General features: G+C 73.4%; 18 protein-coding genes. 12 read left to right on the top strand and 6 right to left on the bottom strand.

Annotated elements, in window-relative coordinates; translation table 11 throughout:
* Positions 1-199 precede the first annotated feature (199 nt).
* The 3 genes from ACFPGP_RS20445 to ACFPGP_RS20435 all read left to right on the top strand — a co-directional run bounded on the left by ACFPGP_RS20445 (position 200) and on the right by ACFPGP_RS20435 (position 3,752).
* The gene (locus ACFPGP_RS20445) at positions 200-1,978 is read left to right on the top strand and encodes a proline--tRNA ligase (RefSeq protein WP_378592944.1); all 1,779 of its coding nucleotides are present in this window, start codon (positions 200-202) and stop codon (positions 1,976-1,978) included.
* Positions 1,975-2,685, top strand: coding sequence for an HAD family hydrolase (locus ACFPGP_RS20440; RefSeq protein ID WP_378592943.1), 711 nt, complete (start codon positions 1,975-1,977; stop codon positions 2,683-2,685). The genes ACFPGP_RS20445 and ACFPGP_RS20440 overlap by 4 nt, the downstream gene beginning before the upstream one ends.
* Positions 2,686-2,819: 134 nt before the next feature.
* On the top strand, positions 2,820-3,752 hold the full coding sequence (locus tag ACFPGP_RS20435) for a zinc metalloprotease (protein WP_378592941.1): 933 nt from the start codon (positions 2,820-2,822) through the stop codon (positions 3,750-3,752).
* A gap of 243 nt (positions 3,753-3,995) precedes the next feature.
* Here the strand turns inward: ACFPGP_RS20435 and ACFPGP_RS20430 are convergent, their stop codons facing one another.
* Together ACFPGP_RS20430 and ACFPGP_RS20425 are read right to left on the bottom strand one after the other, a co-directional pair.
* Positions 3,996-4,439, bottom strand: coding sequence for a ferritin-like domain-containing protein (locus ACFPGP_RS20430; RefSeq protein ID WP_378592939.1), 444 nt, complete (start codon positions 4,437-4,439; stop codon positions 3,996-3,998).
* Positions 4,436-5,014, bottom strand: coding sequence for a hypothetical protein (locus ACFPGP_RS20425; protein ID WP_378592937.1), 579 nt, complete (start codon positions 5,012-5,014; stop codon positions 4,436-4,438). The genes ACFPGP_RS20430 and ACFPGP_RS20425 overlap by 4 nt, the downstream gene beginning before the upstream one ends.
* A gap of 61 nt (positions 5,015-5,075) precedes the next feature.
* On the opposite strand from ACFPGP_RS20425, the gene rimP reads away from it, so the two are divergent.
* The 9 genes from rimP to ACFPGP_RS20380 all read left to right on the top strand — a co-directional run bounded on the left by rimP (position 5,076) and on the right by ACFPGP_RS20380 (position 13,826).
* Positions 5,076-5,579: a ribosome maturation factor RimP gene (gene rimP / locus ACFPGP_RS20420; RefSeq protein WP_378592935.1), complete on the top strand. Its 504-nt coding sequence runs from the start codon at positions 5,076-5,078 to the stop codon at positions 5,577-5,579.
* Entirely contained in the window at positions 5,579-6,607 is a 1,029-nt protein-coding gene (nusA, locus tag ACFPGP_RS20415) for a transcription termination factor NusA (protein ID WP_378592933.1), read from the top strand. Before rimP ends, nusA begins: the two co-directional genes overlap by 1 nt.
* 122 nt (positions 6,608-6,729) lie before the next feature.
* The gene (locus ACFPGP_RS20410; protein ID WP_378592931.1) at positions 6,730-7,131 is read left to right on the top strand and encodes a YlxR family protein; all 402 of its coding nucleotides are present in this window, start codon (positions 6,730-6,732) and stop codon (positions 7,129-7,131) included.
* A 90-nt stretch (positions 7,132-7,221) separates the two neighbouring features.
* A complete protein-coding gene (infB, locus tag ACFPGP_RS20405; RefSeq protein WP_378592930.1) occupies positions 7,222-10,071 on the top strand; it encodes a translation initiation factor IF-2 in 2,850 nt (949 codons plus the stop codon).
* A 100-nt stretch (positions 10,072-10,171) separates the two neighbouring features.
* Positions 10,172-10,627 (top strand): 30S ribosome-binding factor RbfA, encoded by a 456-nt coding sequence (gene rbfA, locus ACFPGP_RS20400; protein ID WP_378592928.1) that lies wholly within the window; start codon positions 10,172-10,174, stop codon positions 10,625-10,627.
* 29 nt (positions 10,628-10,656) lie between these two features.
* The gene (gene truB / locus ACFPGP_RS20395) at positions 10,657-11,532 is read left to right on the top strand and encodes a tRNA pseudouridine(55) synthase TruB (RefSeq protein WP_378592926.1); all 876 of its coding nucleotides are present in this window, start codon (positions 10,657-10,659) and stop codon (positions 11,530-11,532) included.
* On the top strand, positions 11,532-11,867 hold the full coding sequence (locus ACFPGP_RS20390; RefSeq protein ID WP_378592925.1) for a DUF952 domain-containing protein: 336 nt from the start codon (positions 11,532-11,534) through the stop codon (positions 11,865-11,867). The genes truB and ACFPGP_RS20390 overlap by 1 nt, the downstream gene beginning before the upstream one ends.
* Positions 11,868-11,877: 10 nt before the next feature.
* Positions 11,878-12,825: a bifunctional riboflavin kinase/FAD synthetase gene (locus ACFPGP_RS20385; RefSeq protein WP_378592923.1), complete on the top strand. Its 948-nt coding sequence runs from the start codon at positions 11,878-11,880 to the stop codon at positions 12,823-12,825.
* Positions 12,822-13,826, top strand: a complete 1,005-nt coding sequence (locus ACFPGP_RS20380; protein WP_378592922.1) for a hypothetical protein — start codon at positions 12,822-12,824, stop codon at positions 13,824-13,826. The genes ACFPGP_RS20385 and ACFPGP_RS20380 overlap by 4 nt, the downstream gene beginning before the upstream one ends.
* A 19-nt stretch (positions 13,827-13,845) precedes the next feature.
* Here the strand turns inward: ACFPGP_RS20380 and ACFPGP_RS20375 are convergent, their stop codons facing one another.
* Genes ACFPGP_RS20375 through ACFPGP_RS20360 form a run of 4 tightly spaced genes read right to left on the bottom strand, consistent with a single transcriptional unit; the run spans position 13,846 to position 17,977 of the window.
* Positions 13,846-14,103: an HPr family phosphocarrier protein gene (locus ACFPGP_RS20375; RefSeq protein WP_378592920.1), complete on the bottom strand. Its 258-nt coding sequence runs from the start codon at positions 14,101-14,103 to the stop codon at positions 13,846-13,848.
* 37 nt (positions 14,104-14,140) lie between these two features.
* Positions 14,141-16,243 carry a PTS fructose transporter subunit IIABC gene (locus ACFPGP_RS20370; RefSeq protein WP_378592918.1) on the bottom strand — a complete coding sequence of 701 codons (2,103 nt, stop codon included), beginning with the start codon at positions 16,241-16,243 and terminating at the stop codon, positions 14,141-14,143.
* A 4-nt stretch (positions 16,244-16,247) separates the two neighbouring features.
* Positions 16,248-17,207, bottom strand: a complete 960-nt coding sequence (locus ACFPGP_RS20365) for a 1-phosphofructokinase family hexose kinase (protein ID WP_378592916.1) — start codon at positions 17,205-17,207, stop codon at positions 16,248-16,250.
* Positions 17,204-17,977: a DeoR/GlpR family DNA-binding transcription regulator gene (locus ACFPGP_RS20360; RefSeq protein WP_378592915.1), complete on the bottom strand. Its 774-nt coding sequence runs from the start codon at positions 17,975-17,977 to the stop codon at positions 17,204-17,206. The genes ACFPGP_RS20365 and ACFPGP_RS20360 overlap by 4 nt, the downstream gene beginning before the upstream one ends.
* Positions 17,978-18,014 lie beyond the last annotated feature (37 nt).

The raw sequence follows: 18,014 nt of genomic DNA, 5'->3' as shown, positions 1-18,014 counted from the left end.
GGAGGGGGGTGGCGGTGGGTGTGGAGCGGCCCGGGGGGTGCCGGGCCCCACGCTAGAGGCCCGGGCCGTTCCCGGCGTCCTCGTCCGGTGAGACGTCCGGTCGGCGGTCTGGTTGCCGGCGCGAGGTCACAGGGTGGTCACGGTCTGCCGAGCCCGAACTGGTTCGCGACGGCCCCGCGGCGACCCGTACCCTTCGTCCATGATTTCCCGGATGTCGACGCTGTTCGTGCGGACCCTGCGAGAGGACCCCGCGGACGCCGAGGTCCCGAGCCACCGGCTCCTCGTCCGTGCCGGCTACATCCGCCGCGCCGCGCCCGGGATCTACACCTGGCTGCCGCTCGGCCTGCGCGTCCTGCGCCGGATCGAGGGCATCATCCGCGACGAGATGGACGGCATCGGCGCGCAGGAGCTGTCGTTCCCGGCGCTGCTGCCGCGCGAGCCCTACGAGGCCAGCGGCCGGTGGACCGAGTACGGCGACGGCATCTTCCGGCTCAAGGACCGCAAGGGCGGCGACTACCTCCTCGGCCCCACCCACGAGGAGATGTTCACCCTCGTGGTGAAGGACCTCTACTCGTCGTACAAGGACCTGCCGCTCTGGATCTACCAGATCCAGACCAAGTACCGCGACGAGGCGCGGCCCCGGGCGGGGCTGCTGCGCGGGCGTGAGTTCGTGATGAAGGACTCCTACTCCTTCGACGTCGACGACGCCGGTCTCGAGCGCAGCTACCAGGCGCACCGCGACGCCTACGTCCGGATCTTCGACCGGCTCGGCTTCGAGTACGTGATCGTCAAGGCCGAGGCCGGTGCGATGGGCGGCTCGAAGTCAGAGGAGTTCCTGGCCAAGGCCTCGGTCGGCGAGGACACCTACGTCCGCTGCACCCGCTGCGACTACGCCGCGAACGTCGAGGCCGTGGACACGCCCGTGCCGACCCCGACGCCGTACGACGACGCACCGGCCGCGCACGCGGAGCAGACGCCCGACACCCCGACCATCGACACCCTGGTCGACCACCTCGACGCGGCGTTCCCGCGCGACGACCGCCCCTGGCACGCCGGCGACACCCTGAAGAACGTGGTCTTCCTCGTGCGCCACCCCGACGGCACGTCGGAGGCGCTGGCCATCGGCCTGCCCGGCGACCGCGAGGTCGACACCAAGCGGCTGGAGTCCAAGCTCGGCGAGGGCGTCGTCTTCGAGCCCTTCGGCGAGGCCGACTTCGCCGCCCGGCCGACCCTGGCCAAGGGCTACATCGGCCCGGGCGCGCTGGGGGAGAAGAAGCCGGCCGGCGTGCGCTACCTCCTCGACCCGCGCGTGGTCGAGGGCACCCGCTGGGTCACCGGGGCCGATGTCGACGGCAGCCACGTGATCGACCTGGTCGCCGGGCGCGACTTCAGCGGCGACGGCACCATCGACGTGGCGGAGGTGCGCGACGGCGACCCCTGTCCGGTCTGCGGCGCCACCGACGGCGGCATCCTGCAGTCGGCGCGCGGCATCGAGATGGGCCACATCTTCCAGCTCGGCCGCAAGTACGCCGACGCCCTCGACCTCCAGGTCCTCGACGAGAACGGCAAGCTCGTCACCGTGACCATGGGGTCCTACGGCATCGGCCCCTCGCGCGCGGTGGCGGCCATCGCGGAGGGCACCTACGACGAGTACGGCCTGTGCTGGCCGCGCGAGGTCGCACCGGCCGACGTCCACCTCGTGGCCACCGGCAAGGACGACGAGGTGTACGCCGCGGCCGAGCGCGTCGCCCGCGAGCTGTCGGCGCAGGGGCTCGAGGTGATCTACGACGACCGGCCGAAGGTCAGCCCGGGCGTGAAGTTCAAGGACGCCGAGCTGATCGGCGTCCCGACGATCGTCGTGGTCGGCAAGGGCCTCGCCTCGGGCACGATCGAGGTCAAGGACCGCGCGAGCGGCGAGCGGGCCGACGTCCCGGCCGACCAGGTGGTCGACCACGTCGTCGGGCTCGTCCGGGCGTGAGCGTCGAGGCCGTCGTCTTCGACTGGGGCGGCACCCTGACCCGCTGGCACGACATCGACTTCCACGCCGAGTCGCTGGCGCTCGCCCAGGCCGTCGTCGGCGCCGACCACCCCGTTGAGGTCTCCCGCGAGCGGCTGCACGCCGCGGGCGACTCGATCTGGGGGCGCAGCCGCGACCACCAGCGGAGCGCGACCGTGGCCGACCTGTTCGACGAGGCCGGGCTGGAGCACGACCCCGAGCTGCTGAGCCACTACTACGAGTTCTGGGAGCCGCACACCTACACCGATCCCGAGGCCGGGCCGATGTTCGAGGCCCTGCGGGCTGCCGGGACCAAGGTCGGCGTGCTGTCCAACACCATCTGGCCGCGCGCCTGGCACCGCGGCTTCTTCGAGCGCGACGGGGTGCTGCACCTCATCGACGGCGACGTCTACACGAGCGAGATCCCGTGGACCAAGCCGTCCGAGCACGCGTTCCGGGCCGCGATGGACGCCGTCGGGGTCAGCGACCCCGCCTCGTGCGTCTACGTCGGCGACCGGCTCTTCGACGACGTGTGGGGGGCGCAGAACGCCGGCATGCGCGCGATCCACGTGCCCCACAGCGACATCCCGGCGAACCAGGTCGGGCACACCGAGGGTCGCCCGGACGCCGTGGTGCACGCGCTGTCCGAGATCCCGGCCCTGGTCGCCGGCTGGGCGGGCCGGGGCTAGTCGGACGGGCAGGCGGGGGCCGGGCCACCGGGACGAGCGGACCGCGCGCCCCCTTCCGGTCCGGCCCGGTTCGGGGCAGGATGCCCGGGATCGGCCGTGATCCCACGGCCCTCGACCACGGAGGACACCCCACGATGCGTCTCACCCGACCGGTCCGCTCCCTGACGATCGCTGCGGCCGCCGCGGTGGCCGCCACGGCCGTCGCCGCCGGCACCGCCGCTCCCGCCTCCGCACGCGTCGCCGACCGCGAGGCCGGCTGCGTGGCCGAGGGCTCCGGCCCCGCCGCGGCTGCCCGCGGCGGCTTCGCGGGCGTGGACCACCGCGAGGTCACCGCCCGTCAGCAGGCCGCGATCGAGCGGCGTACGCAGCGCCTCCTCGACCAGCGCGGCTCGCTGCGCGCCGGCGCGACCGTCACGGTCCCCGTCTACGTGCACGTGATGCGCGACAACCAGGGCCGGGGCGACGTCACCAACACCCAGATCAACCAGCAGATCACCGTGCTGAACAAGACCTTCGCCGGCGGGGAGAGCAGTGCGGCCGCGAACACCGGCTTCCAGTTCACGCTCGCGGGTGTCGACCGCTTCAACAACACGACGTGGCACAACGACCGCCAGAGCGCGTCGTACCGCAAGCAGACCCGCCAGGGCGGCGCCAACGCGCTCAACATCTGGCTCGTCGACTTCGACTACCTCGGCATCGCGACGTTCCCGTGGGACTACAAGAAGAACCCCGGCATCGACGGCATCCGCGTCCACTACGCCTCGCTGCCCGGCGGCAGCATCGCCAACTACAACCTCGGCGAGACCGCCACGCACGAGGCGGGTCACTGGTTCGGGCTCTACCACACCTTCCAGGGCGGCTGCACGACCACGAACGACGAGGTGGCCGACACCCCGGCCCAGGGTGGGCCGACCACCGGCTGCCCCGAGGGCGCCGACACCTGCTCGCTGCCGGGCCTCGACCCGATCCACAACTACATGGACTACAGCTACGACTCCTGCTACACGCAGTTCACGCCCAACCAGGCGACCCGCACCCAGCAGATGTGGGCGGCCTACCGCGCCTGACCCTGCCGACGGCCGGCCCGGCGCCGGTCTCGTCGCCTCACCGGTCCCTCTCGTCCCGCCAGGCACGGGAGGGACCGGTGGCGTCGTCTTCTGCAACTTTGTGCAGTGCAGAAAGGTGAGCGAGCGTTGCTCTGTCGCTCTGCAAGATGATGCTGCACAATTTTGCATCAAGAGAGGCGCAAACGGCTGACGACTCGGGGTTCGGCTCCGCCTCTCGCGAACGGCCTCTCGGGGAGCCCGTTCTCAGCGGTCCGCGTACTCGCTCGCTCCGGGGAAGATCTCGGGACTTCCTCGGAAGGCGAGGACGCGGACCGCGCTCATGTGGAGCGCTTCCACGCCCCAGCGGCGCTCGGCGCCGGCGGTGCCGGCCACCAGCCAGGCGTAGGTCTCCTGGCAGGCCTCCTCGATCCGCACGGCGGCGGCGTCGACCCGGGCGCTGGTGCGGACGTCGGGGATCTCGTACGCCGCCTCCGCGGCCACCGGCGTCCCGCCGGCCTTGCGGATCATCGCGGTGAGCTCGTCGCGCTGGTCGCGGTGCGCCCGGTACGCCGCGCCCACGGCGGCGAACTGCTCCGGTGTCGCGGAGGCCGAGGTCGCCGCCCCCAGCACGCCGTACTCGTAGAGCGCGGCGTGCTCGGCCGCGAGCGCGGTCTGCAGGGGGTCGGTCTCCGGGGGAGTGGTCGTCACGTCGCACCTCCCCGACGCGACGGTGGCTGCTCGGGCAGCGCCGCGAGGTGGGCGGCCGTGCCGGCGGACATGCTGGCGAACAGCCGGGCGAGGGTCCCCGACCGCGCGTCCTCGGCGGCGCCCCCCAGCGCGCGGACCAGCGCCGCCTCCTGGCGACGGAGCTGCGCCCACTGCGCCGCGGCGTCGCGGGGCACCTCCGGGACGGGGGCCGGCTCGCCGGCGGGCAGCTGGCGGCGGTGTGCCTCGTGCGTGTGCGCCATCGGAGCGAGCGGCCGGGCCAGCCAGGGCGAGCGGTCGGACACGGCCGTGACGAGCGCGAGCCGGGCGTCGATCTGGGTGCTCACCTCGTCGACGAGCGCGTCGTCCACCTCCACGTCGGCCGTCGCGTCGGTGCCCGGGTCGCCCGGGTCGGTGGCGGTCGAGCCGGTCGCCGGCGGGCCCGTGGTGGTCGGGTCCGCCCCGGACGCCTCACCGGTCCCGTCGACGGCCTCGCAGCCGGCGAGCACGGCCACCGCGGCGAGCGCGGCACCGATCGTGGACCGCCGGGTCAGTGACGGGAGGGGCACGGGGGACACGGCGCGACCCTATCGCCGCTATCGTGGACTTCTTCCAACTGCACAAGGAGGTCGCCCCGCCGTGAGCCGCAGCACCACGACCAAGCAGGACGCCACGTCCCGCCGGATCGAGAGCGAGATCTCGGGCCCGCTCAGCGACCTCTCGCTCGACGTGGAGGCGGTCGAGGTGACTCCCGCGGGCAAGCGTCGCGTGCTGCGCATCGCCGTCGACAAGGACGGCGGCGTCACGCTCGACGAGATCGCCGAGGCGACCCGCGAGGTCTCCCGGGTGCTCGACGACTCCGACGTGATGGGCGAGCAGCCCTACACGCTCGAGGTGACCTCGCGCGGCGTCGACCGCCCGCTCACCCTGCCGCGCCACTGGCGCCGCAACACCGACCGGCTGGTCGCGGTCACGCTGGCGGACGGCGAGAAGGTCACGGGCCGGATCACCGGCGCCGACGACGCCGAGGACGGCGCCGCGACCCTCGACGTCGAGGGCGCCGAGCGCCGGGTCGCCTATGCCGAGGTGACCTCGGCCCTGGTGCAGATCGAGTTCAACCGTCGCGGGGGCGAGGAGGTCTGATGGACATCGACATGAGCATCCTGCGGATGCTGGAGCGCGAGAAGGAGATCTCGTTCGACGTCCTGGTCGAGGCCATCGAGCAGGCCCTGCTGACGGCGTACCACAAGACGCCGGGTGCGCAGGAGCAGGCGCGGGTCGAGCTCGACCGCAAGAGCGGCCACGTGACCGTGCTCGCCGCCGAGCTCGACGACGACGGCACCAAGGTCGGGGAGTACGACGACACGCCCGCGGGCTTCGGCCGGATCGCCGCCACGACCGCGAAGCAGATCATGCTGCAGCGGCTGCGCGACGCCGAGGACGACGTGCGCTTCGGGGAGTTCGCCGGCAAGGAGGGCGACATCATCTCCGGGGTGATCCAGCAGGGGCGCAACCCGGACGACGTGCTGGTCAACCTCGGCAAGATCGAGGCGGTCCTGCCGGTCGGCGAGCGGGTGCCCGGGGAGAACTACACGCACGGCACCCGGATCAAGTGCCTGGTGGTGTCGGTGCGCAAGGGGATGCGGGGCCCGCAGGTCACCCTGTCGCGCTCGCACCCCAACCTCGTCAAGAAGCTTTTCGCCCTCGAGGTGCCCGAGATCGCCGACGGCACCGTCGAGATCGCGGCGATCGCGCGCGAGGCCGGGCACCGCACCAAGATCGCCGTCCGCTCCACGACGCCGGGCGTCAACGCCAAGGGCGCCTGCATCGGCCCGATGGGTCAGCGGGTGCGCAACGTGATGTCGGAGCTGCACGGCGAGAAGATCGACATCGTCGACTGGTCCGACGACCCCGCCGACCTGGTCGCCCACGCGCTCAGCCCGGCGCAGGTGACCTCGGTGCAGGTCGTGGACGCCGAGGCCCGCTCGGCCCGCGTGGTCGTGCCCGACTTCCAGCTCTCCCTCGCGATCGGCAAGGAGGGGCAGAACGCCCGCCTCGCCGCCCGCCTCACCGGGTGGCGGATCGACATCCGCTCCGACGAGGCCCCCGTCGAGGAGGTGCCGGTGGCTCCGCCCGTGGAGGCAGCCCCCGCCGACGCCCCCGCCGAGTAGGGCCGAACCGTCACCCAGATCACGCGAACCGTCACCCAGATCAGTCGAGCCGTCACTTCGGTCGGTGGGCGTCGCCCCGAGCGACGGCTCGGCAGATCTACCTGACGGTTCGACGGATCTGAGTGACGGTTCGACGGTCTCGGTTCGAATTCGCTCGCCCCCGCACGGTAGGGTTGCCGGAAGTGGCGCGCGAACGACTCCCTGCACCGACGACCGGGCTACCGGTCCGCACGTGCATCGGCTGTCGCGAGCGGGCCGCCAAGCGCAACTTGCTGCGCGTCGTCGCAGGTCAGGACGCCGACGGTCACCCGGCGGTGGTCCCCGACCCGGACGGCACGGCACCCGGACGTGGAGCGCACCTGCACCCCACGTCCGCGTGCTACGACCTCGCGGTGCGCAGGCGAGCCTTCACCCGAGCACTCCGGCTCCGGGAGGGGCTGGCCAGCACACCGGTGGGCGAGTACCTCGTTGCCGCAGCACAGACCGACACCTCGACCGACAGAAACTGGAGCAGCAGCTCATGAGCACTCGATGAGTACTTCGCGATGAGCGTGCACAACCACTAGCGGTCTGCGGTAACCCCCGAACACGGGTCGCAGGCCAGGAGGAGAAGCGTGGCTAAGACCCGAGTTCACGAGCTCGCCAAGGAATATGGCGTCGAGAGCAAGTTCGTTCTCGAGAAGCTCAAGGAGATGGGGGAGTTCGTCAAGTCGGCATCGTCGACGGTCGAGCCCCCTGTCGAGATGCGGTTCAAGAAGGAGTACGGCGAGCAGCTCAAGGCCGCCGCCTCCGCCGCCCCTGCCGACGAGAAGGCCCCCGCGGCCAAGGCCCCGGCCCCGAAGGCGGCCCCGAAGGCGGCCCCCCAGGCTCCGGCGGCCGAGACCGCCGCCCCCGCTGCCGAGGCCCCCGCGGCCGAGGCGCCCGCGGCGCCGGCCACCGCGGCCACGCCGTCGGCCAAGCCCGGCGCCCGCCCCGGCCCCCGCCCCGGGGCGCCGGCCGAGCCGACCGAGACCGCCCCCGCGGCGGCGGTCGAGACCCCCGCCGCGACTGCCGAGACCCCGGGCGACACCCCGGCGGCCCCGGTTGCCCCGGCGGCCTCCGGTGGACCGACCCCGAAGGCGCCCGCGCCGCGGCCGGTCGGCCGTCCCGGTGCCCCGCGTCCGGGCAACAACCCGTTCGCGTCCAGCCAGGGCATGGGCCGCCGTCCCTCCGCTCCGGAGGGTGGCGCTCCGGCCGCCGGTCCCGGCGACCAGCGGGCCCCACGCCCGCCGGCTGCCCGTGACGGCGGTGGCGCCCGCCCCGGCATGCCGCGCCCCAACCCGGCGATGATGCCGAAGTCCCCGGCCGCGTTCGGCCAGGGTCCCGGCGCCCGACCCCAGGGCGGAGGCCGTCCCGGTGCCCCGAGCCGTGGCGGTGCGCCCGGTCGTGGCGGTGCGCCCGGTCGTGGCGGTGCCCCGGCCGGTGCCGGCGCCCCCGCGCGTCCCGGTGGCTTCGGCCCGGGTGGTGGCGGTCGCGGCCGTCCCGGCCAGCGTGGCCAGACCCAGGGTGCCTTCGGTCGCCCGGGGGGTCCCTCGCGTCGTGGACGCAAGTCCAAGCGGGCGCGTCGCCAGGAGTTCGAGCAGATGGAGGCCCCGACGATCGGTGGCGTGCGCGTCCGCAAGGGCAGCGGCGAGACCGTCCGCCTGGCCCGGGGCGCGTCCCTGACCGACTTCGCCGAGAAGATCGGTGTCGACGCGGCGGCGCTCGTGCAGATGCTCTTCAGCCTCGGCGAGATGGTCACCGCGACCGAGTCGGTCAACGACGAGACCCTCGAGCTGCTCGGTGAGGAGCTCAACTACGTCGTCGAGGTCGTCTCGCCCGAGGACGAGGACCGCGAGCTGCTCGAGTCCTTCGACCTCGAGTTCGGTGAGGACGAGGGCGACGAGTCCGACCTGGCCATCCGTCCGCCGGTCGTGACCGTCATGGGTCACGTCGACCACGGCAAGACCAAGCTCCTCGACGCGCTGCGCAAGGCCAACGTCGTCGCCAAGGAGGCCGGTGGGATCACCCAGCACATCGGTGCCTACCAGGTCGCGGCGGAGGTCGACGGCGACGAGCGTCGGATCACCTTCATCGACACCCCGGGTCACGAGGCGTTCACCGCCATGCGTGCCCGTGGCGCCCAGGCCACCGACATCGCGATCCTCGTGGTCGCGGCGGACGACGGCGTGATGCCGCAGACGGTCGAGGCGCTCAACCACGCCAAGGCCGCCAACGTCCCGATCGTGGTCGCGGTGAACAAGATCGACAAGCCGGAGGCCGACCCGACCAAGGTGCGCGGCCAGCTGACCGAGTACGGCCTGGTGCCCGAGGAGTACGGCGGCGACGCGATGTTCGTCGACGTCTCGGCCAAGTCCGAGCTCAACCTCGACAAGCTGCTCGAGGCGGTCGTGCTGACCGCCGACGCGTCGCTGGACCTGCGGGCCAACCCGCACCAGGACGCGCAGGGCCTCGTCGTCGAGGCGCACCTCGACCGCGGTCGCGGTCCGGTGGCCACGGTGCTCGTCCAGCGCGGCACGCTGCGCGTGGGCGACTCGATCGTCGCCGGCCCGGCCCACGGCCGGGTCCGCGCGATGCTCGACGAGCACGGCGACAACATCGAGGCGGCCGACCCGTCGCGTCCGGCCATGGTGCTCGGCCTCAACGCCGCGCCGAGCGCGGGCCAGAACTTCATCGTGGTCGAGGACGACCGCATGGCCCGCCAGATCGCCGAGAAGCGCGAGGCGCGCGAGCGTGCGGCCATGCAGGCCAAGCGTCGCGTCCGCCGCTCGCTCGAGGACTTCATGGCCTCCATGGAGAAGGGCGAGAGCCAGCAGCTCAACCTGATCCTCAAGGGCGACGTGTCCGGTTCGGTCGAGGCGCTCGAGGACGCCCTGTCGCAGATCGACGTCGGCGAGGAGGTCAGCCTGCGGGTCATCGACCGCGGTGTCGGTGCGATCACCGAGACCAACGTCGACCTGGCCGCTGCCTCCGACGCGATCATCATCGGCTTCAACGTCCGCCCGCAGGGCAAGGCGACCGAGATGGCCGACCGCGAGGGCGTGGAGATCCGGTACTACACGGTGATCTACCAGGCGATCGAGGAGATCGAGGCCGCCCTCAAGGGCATGCTCAAGCCGGTCTACGAGGAGTCGACCCTGGGTCAGGCGGAGATCCGCGCGATCTTCCGCTCGTCCAAGCTCGGCAACATCGCGGGCTGCATGGTCACCAGCGGCCTGATCCGCCGCAACGCCAAGGTGCGGGTCATCCGCGACGGCGCGGTCGTGGCCGACAACCTCGACCTCGCGTCGCTCAAGCGCGAGAAGGACGACGCGTCCGAGGTCCGCGAGGGCTTCGAGTGCGGCCTGGTGCTGCGCAACTTCCAGGACATCAAGGAAGGCGACGTGATCGAGGCGTTCGAGATGCGCGAGATCGCCCGCACCTGACCGCCGGCACCACTGTTCCACCTGTGACCCGGCGGGTCCGACCCCACGGTCGGGCCCGCCGGGTCGTGGCGGCAACCGCCGCACGAGAGAGGAAGCACTGATGAGCAGCCCCCGCGTCCGCAAGATCGCCGACCGGATCCAGGTGATCGTGGCGGAGATGCTCGAGCGGCGGGTCAAGGACCCGCGTCTCGGCTTCGTCACCATCACCGACGTGCGGGTCACCGGCGACAGCCAGCACGCCTCGGTCTACTGGACCGTGCTCGGCACGCCCGAGGAGACCGCCGGCACCGCCGTGGCGCTGGAGTCGGCGAAGGGCCTGATGCGCTCGGAGGTCGCCAAGCAGCTCGGCATGCGCACCGCGCCGACGCTCACCTTCATCCACGACGCGCTGCCCGACGAGGCGCGCGCCCTCGACGACGCCCTCGCCCGGGCCCGGGCGGCCGACGAGGAGCTCGCCGCCCAGCGCGGCTCGGCGTACGCGGGGGAGAGCGACCCCTACCGCAAGCCGCGCGAGGACGAGGACGACGAGGACGACCTGGCCGACGAGGCCCGATGAGCGCCCGATGAGCGCCCGATGAGCGCCCGATGAGCACGGCCTCCGGGCTCGTCGTCGTCGACAAGCCGGGCGGCCTGACCTCGCACGACGTGGTGGCGCGGGTGCGCCGGCTCGCCGGAACCCGCAAGGTCGGGCACGCCGGCACGCTGGACCCGATGGCCACCGGCGTGCTGGTGGTCGGGGTCGAGCGCGCCACCCGCCTGCTCGGCCACCTGCTCCTCACCGAGAAGGCGTACGACGCCACGGTGCGGCTCGGCGTGGCGACCACGACCGACGACGCCGAGGGTGAGGTGACCGCGGCCGCGGGTGCCGCGGGCGTCGACGGGGCCGCGGTGCGCGAGGTCCTCGCCGGCTTCGTCGGCGAGATCGACCAGGTGCCGACGGCGGTCTCGGCCATCAAGGTCGACGGCCGCCGCGCCTACGAGCGGGTGCGTGCCGGCGAGGAGGTCGACCTCCCGTCGCGCCGGGTGACGGTCCACGAGCTCACGGTCCACGACGTCCGCCGGGCCGGTGAGCACGGCGAGCTGCTCGACGTGGACCTCTCCCTGCGCTGCTCGAGCGGCACCTACGTGCGCGCGATCGCCCGCGACGCGGGGGCCGCGCTGGGCGTCGGCGGCCATCTCACGGCCCTGCGCCGCACCGCCGTCGGCCCCTTCACCCTGGGGCAGGCGCGCACCCTCGAGGAGCTCGCCGACACCTTCTCCGTGCTGCCGATCGCCGAGGCCGCGCGGGCGTCGTTCCCTGCCGTCGACCTCGACGAGGCGGCCGCCACCCACGTGCGCCACGGTCGCGCCCTCGACCGCGAGCTCGACGGCCTGACCGCGCTCTTCGCACCCGACGGCGAGTTCCTCGCGCTCTACGAGCCGCGCGACGGCGTAGCGCGGGCGGCGGCGGTGTTCGTCTGATGCAGATCTTCCACCTCGCCCTGGCCGCCGACTGGGCCGCCGCCGTCGAGGCGGGCGACTACCGCGTCTCCACGCGCGGCGTGACCCTCGAGCAGGAGGGCTACATCCACTGCTCGCACGCCGACCAGTGGCGTGGCGTGCGTGACGCCTTCTACGCGGACGTCACCGAGCCCGTCCTCCTGCTCACCATCGACACCGACCGGCTCGCCGCACCGGTGGTCGAGGAGGAGGTCCCGGACGCCGACCGCCCGTTCCCCCACGTCTACGGACCGATCGACCTCGACGCGGTCGTCGAGGTCCGGCCGCTGCCGGGGGCCGGCACCCGGGGTCAGTAGGCTCTCGCCCGTGCGGATCTGGCGTACGACGGACGACGTCCCGGCCGACCTCGGCCCGACGGTCGTGGTCATCGGCAACTTCGACGGGGTCCACCAGGGGCACCGCCGGGTGCTCGAGCGCGGGCGCGCGGTGGCCGACGAGCGCGGCCTGCCGCTGGTGGCGGTGACCTTCGACCCGCACCCGATGGCGGTGCTGCGGCCCGAGCACGCGCCCACGATGCTGACCGGGCTCGAGGAGCGCGCGGCGCTGCTCGCGGGAGCCGGCGCCGACGACGTGCTCGCCGTGCCCTTCGACCGCGACATCGCCTCCTGGACGCCCGAGGAGTTCGTCGACCGGGTCCTCGTCCACAGCCTGCACGCCGCCGCGGTCGTGGTCGGCGCCAACTTCCGCTTCGGCCACCGCGCGGCCGGCGACGTGGCCACGCTGCAGGCGGCGGGGAAGTCCCGCGGTTTCGAGGCCGAGGGCATCCCGCTCGACGGCGGACCGCAGGTGTGGTCCTCGACGTACGTCCGCACCTGCCTGGTCACGGGGGACGTCGCCGGCGCGGCGGAGGCGCTGGGTCGACCTTTCGCCGTGCGCGGCACGGTCGTCGAGGGCGACAAGCGCGGCCGCGAGCTCGGCTACCCGACGGCGAACGTCCCCGTCCACGCGGGCGTGGCGGGCTCGGCCGCTCCCGCCGACGGCGTCTACGCGGGCTGGCTCACCCGGCTCGACGACGGCGAGCGGTGGCCGGCCGCGATCAGCGTCGGCACCAACCCCACCTTCGACGGGCACCGCGAGCGCCGCATCGAGTCCTACGTGCTCGACCGCGACGACCTCGAGCTCTACGGCGTCGAGGTGGAGGTGGCCTTCGTCGAGCGGCTGCGCGGGATGGTGGCCTTCGACTCGGTGGACGCCCTGGTCGTGCAGATGGCCGCCGACGTCGACCGCGCCCGCGAGCTGCTGGCGACCGCGTGAGGGAGCGCGCCCACCGCGACACCGCGACCGACCCGGTGGCGGCGGCCGACGCGTGGTTCCTCGCGCACGGCCTGACCTACTTCGTCCCGGAGAAGCGGGCCGCCGTTCGCGACTCCATGCGGGCCCGGCGGGTGCTGCCGTTCCTCGCCCTGGTGCTGCTGCTGGCGACCGGCGCCGGGGGACTGCTGGCGTGGACCGCCGACCAGCTCACGCTGGGTCCGGCGACCCTGGCGTCGCTGCTCGGGGTGGCCGCGCTCTGCTACGCGCTGACCGCGCTCCACGCGGCGCCGATCGTGCGATGGGCTCTCGGGCGCACCTTCGAGAGCCTACGCACCCTGCTGCCGATGACGACCCGGGCGCTGCCCCTCCTGCTGCTCTTCATCACGTTCCTGTTCATCAACACCGAGGTGTGGCAGGTCGCCTCCAACCTCACGGTCGGCCAGCTGTGGCTGGCGGTGCTGCTCTTCATCGGGCTGGCCGTCGGCTTCCTGCTGGTGCGCCTGCCCGAGGAGGTCGACCGCACCGACGACGACGTCGACGACGCGCTGCTGCTCGCCGCGTGCCGGGGCACGCCGCTCGCCGCGGCGGCCGAGGAGCTGGTCGCCGACGAGTCGGCCGACCCCGCCGCCTACGCCGAGGTGACCGGCCTCGAGCGCTGGAACCTCGTGCTCGTGCTGCTGATCGTGCAGGCGGTGCAGGTGCTGCTGGTGGCCTTCTCGGTGTTCGTGTTCCTCATGGTCTTCGGCTCGCTGATCATGACCCCCGCCGTCATGGACGCCTGGCTGACCGCACCCACCCACAGCGTGCCGGGCTTCGACAGCATCTCGGTCGCGCTGGTGCAGGTGTCGGTCTTCCTCGCGTCGTTCTCCGGGCTCTACCTCACCGTCTCGACCGTCACCGACGAGACCTACCGCGAGCAGTTCTTCGGCAGCGTGGTGAGCGAGCTGGAGCGGGCCGTGGGCGTCCGGGCGGTCTACCTCGCGGTGCGCGCCCGGGGCTGACCCGCCCCCGCTGCTCACCTCAGGCGTCGAGGTCCTGCTCGACCAGCGCCGCGATCTTGTCGACCGCGGCCGGGTCGTCGCCCGACACCTCGACCGTGTCGCCGTGGCCGGCGCCGAGGGTCATGATCAGCAGGGCGGAGCTGGCGTCGACGGGCTCGTCACCGGGGACGCCGATCAGCACCTCGGAGCCGAGCTCCTCGGCGGCCTCGGAGATGATCGCGGCCGGTCGGGCGTGGAGGCCGACGGCGGACCCGACGACGACGGTCTTGCTGGGCATGGCTGCTCCTTCTGGGAGGGGTGGGTGGTGGGGAGGATCAGGCGACGGGCTCGATGTCGGCGTCGCTGGTGCCGATGGACTTGAGGGCGATCACGGCCCCGGCGCCCACGACGACGCCGGCGGCGAGCGCGATCAGGAAGCCCATGACGCCGTCGACCGCGAAGAGGACGAAGATCCCGCCGTGCGGCGCGCGCACGGAGACGTGCATGGCCATCGCCAGGCCGCCGGTGACCGCGCTGCCGAGCATGATCGCGGGGATCACGCGCAGCGGGTCGGCAGCGGCGAACGGGATCGCGCCCTCGGTGATGAACGACGCGCCCAGCGCCCAGCCGGCCTTGCCGTTCTCCCGCTCGGCGGCGTTGAACAGCGAGGGGCGGACGACGGTGGCGAGGGCCAGGGCGATCGGGGGCACCATGCCGGCGAGCATGACCGCGGCCATGATCTGCAGCTCGGGGGCGTCGGAGGCCAGCGCGGCCCCGCCCACGCCGACGGCGGCGAAGCTGTAGGCGACCTTGTTGAGCGGGCCGCCCATGTCGAAGGCCATCATCAGGCCGAGCAGGACGCCGAGGAGGATCGCACTGCTGCCGGACATCGAGCTGAGGCCCTCGTTGAGCTGCTCCATCAGCCAGTTGATCGGCTTGCCCAGCACGACGATCATCGCCAGCCCCGCCAGGATGCACGTCAGCAGCGGGATCACGAGGACGGGCATCAGGCCGCGCGCCCAGACCGGGACCTTCCAGCCGGCGATCCAGTGCGCGATGACACCGGCCAGCACGCCGCCGGCGATCGCGCCGAGGAAGCCCGTGGCGGGGAAGGACACCGGGGTGGCGTCGGTGGTCTGCACGCCGAACAGGTTGGCCGCGAGACCGCCCATCACGAAGCCGGGCGCGATGCCCGGTCGGTCGGCGATGGCGTAGGCGATGTAGCCGGCGAACGCCGGGATGAAGAGCGCGAACGCGGTCTTGCCGATGATGAAGAACAGCGCGCCGAGGTAGGCCATGAGGCCGGAGTCGAACAGCGCGTGCTCGAGGCCGTAGTCGGCGGGGTTCGGCAGGTCGAACAGCGTGTGCTTGACCGCGATGTCGCCGTAGGGGCCGACGATCTCGTAGCCGCCGAGCAGGAAGCTCAGCGCGATCAGCAGGCCGCCGGCCGCGACGAACGGGATCATGTAGGACACGCCGGTCATCAGCACCCGGCGGGCGCGGGCGCCCCACGACTCGCTGCCGCCCGAGTCCGAGCCCACGGCGTCCGCGGTGCCCTCCACGCGGGGCGCGTGCGGGTCGTCGGCGTACTGGAGGGCCTCGGCGATCATCGCGTCGCCCTCCTCGATCGGGCGCTTCACGCCCGAGGAGACCACCGGCTTGCCGGCGAACCGCTGCCGGTCGCGGACCCCGACGTCGACGGCGAAGATGACCGCCGACGCCGCCGCGATCGTGTCGTGGGGCAGCGGCTTGGAGCCGGCCGAGCCCTGGGTCTCGACGGCGATGTCGACGCCGGCCCGCTCGGCAGCGGCCTCCAGCGCCTCGGCGGCCATGTAGGTGTGGGCGATGCCGGTGGGGCAGGCGGTCACGGCGACCAGCGAGCGGCGTACGGCGGGCTCCGGCGCCGCGGCTGCGGCGGCAGGCGCGACGGTCGGCGTGCCCGAGCCGGAGCCGGAGCCGACCACGGCGGGCTCGGCCACGGGCACGGTGGTGCCGAGCTCGGTGCCCACCAGCTCGACCACCTCGGCCGCCGAGCCGGCCTCGCGCAGCGCGCTGGTGAAGGCCGGCTTGACCAGGGCCCGGGCGAGCTTGGTCAGCAGCTTGAGGTGGGTGCTGTCGCCGCCGTCGGGGGCGGCGATGAGGAAGGCGATGTCTGCGGGACCGTCCTTGGCGCCGAAGTCGACGGTGGGGGAGAGCCGGGCGAAGGCGAGCGTGGGCTCGGTGACCCCGGCGGTGCGGCAGTGGGGGATCGCGATGCCGCCGGGGAGCCCGGTGGGGCTGGTCTCCTCCCGCGCCAGGGCGTCTGCGGCGAGGCGTTCGGCGTCCACGGCCCGGCCGGCCTCGGACACGACCCCGGCGAGCGCACGGATGACCTCGCCCTTGTCGGTGCCCAGCGGTGCGTCGAGACGGACGAGGTCGCTGGTGATCAGGTCTGACATGGAGTCACTTTCCTTGGGTGAGGTGGAGGTCGCGGACCCGGACGAGCCCGGGCGTGACGTGGGAGGGGTGGGGGATGGTGGTGCCGGGAAGTCCGGCGGCCGCGCTGCCGTAGGCGACGGCGAGCGCGAGTCGGTGGGCGGGCGACCGGTCCTCGATCGCGCCGAGCAGGTAGCCGAACAGGCTGGAGTCGCCCGCGCCGACCGTGCTGACGACCTGGGTCGGTGGCGGCGTGGCGTGCCACGCCCCCTCCGCGGTGACCAGGACCGCGCCGTGGGGGCCGAGCGTGGCGAGGACCGCTTCGACGCCGGCGGCGACCAGGTCCGCGGCGGCGCGCGCGGCCGCGAGCGGGTCGGCCTCGAGCCGCGCCGGGTCCTGGCCGGTGAAGGAGGCCAGCTCGTCGCCGTTGGGCTTCATCAGGTGCGGAGCCGCGACGTGGAGCCGCTTGACCAGCTCGTGCAGCGGCGCCTCGCTGGTGTCGACCGCGATCTTCGCCCCGCAGTCGGCGAGGGCCGCGACGAGGTCGGCGTACCAGTGGTCGGGCGTGCCCGGCGGCAGCGAGCCGGCGAGCACCACCCAGTCGCCCGGCCGGGCGCGCAGGTGCAGCGCCGCCGTCAGCGCGTCGAGGGTCGCGGGCGTCATCGCCGGGCCGGGGGTGTTGACCTTGGTGGTCGTGCCGTCGGGCTCGGTGAGGGCGATGTTGGACCGGAGCTCGCCGGGGTGCTCGACGGCGCGGCAGTCGATCCCGGCGGCGAGCAGCTCGAGCACGAACGGGTCGTCCGCGGGGGCCGGGAGGACCGCCAGCGACGGGACCCCGGCGGCCACCGAGGCCCGCGAGATGTTGATGCCCTTGCCGCCGGCCTGGGAGATGACCGAGGCGGCCCGCTGGACGGCGCCGCGCTCGAGCGGGCTGGCCAGGGTGACGGTGCGGTCGTGGCTGGGGTTGGCCGTCAGGGTGAGGATCACGCGACCACGACCTCGGGGCCGGCCGCGGCGAGCGCGGCCCGGTCGTCGGCGCCGAGGCCGCCGTCGGTGACGAGGACGTCGACCTCGTCGAGGGCGGCGAACCGGTGCGGTGCCTCCACCCCCACCTTGCTGGCGTCGGCCAGCACGACGACCTGGCGGGCCGCCGCCACCATGGCCCGCTTGGTGGCGGCCTCCTCGCTGTCGGGGGTGGAGCAGCCGTGCCCCACGCTCACGCCGTTGGTCCCGAGGAACGCGACGTCGACCCGGAGGGCGGAGAGGGCGGCGACGGTGTCGGCTCCGACGGCCGCCTGCGTCGTGGTGCGGACCCGGCCGGGCAGGAGGTGGAGCTCGACCTGCGGCAGCGCGGCGACCCGGGAGGCGATCGGCACGGCGTGGGTGATCACGACGAGACGGAGGTCGCGGGGGAGCAGCCCGGCGAGGCGCTGCGAGGTGGACCCGGCGTCGATGAGCACGGTGGAGCCGGCCGGCGGCAGCAGGTCGAGGGCGGCCTGGGCGATCCGGTCCTTCTCGGCGGTGTTGGCGGCGTCGCGCTCGCCGAGGCCGCGCTCGATCACCGTCAGCGAGCCCGCGGGCACCGCGCCGCCGTGGACCCGGCGCACCAGGCCCATCCTCTCCAGCGCCGACAGGTCGCGGCGCACGGTCTCGGTGGTGACGTCGTACTCGGTCGCCAGGTCGGTGACCGACAGGCGTCCGCGCGCGGTCACCAGCTGGGCGATGGCCTGCTGGCGTTCCTCCGCGTACATGCTCATGTGCACTCCGTCCGGTTGTGCCCGCTTCGATCTGTGT

This window comes from Nocardioides taihuensis, assembly GCF_042657275.1.
GTDB lineage: Bacteria > Actinomycetota > Actinomycetes > Propionibacteriales > Nocardioidaceae > Nocardioides > Nocardioides taihuensis.
The sequence above is the reverse complement of the archived record's forward strand: the minus strand, read 5'-3'. Positions and strand labels throughout refer to the sequence as shown.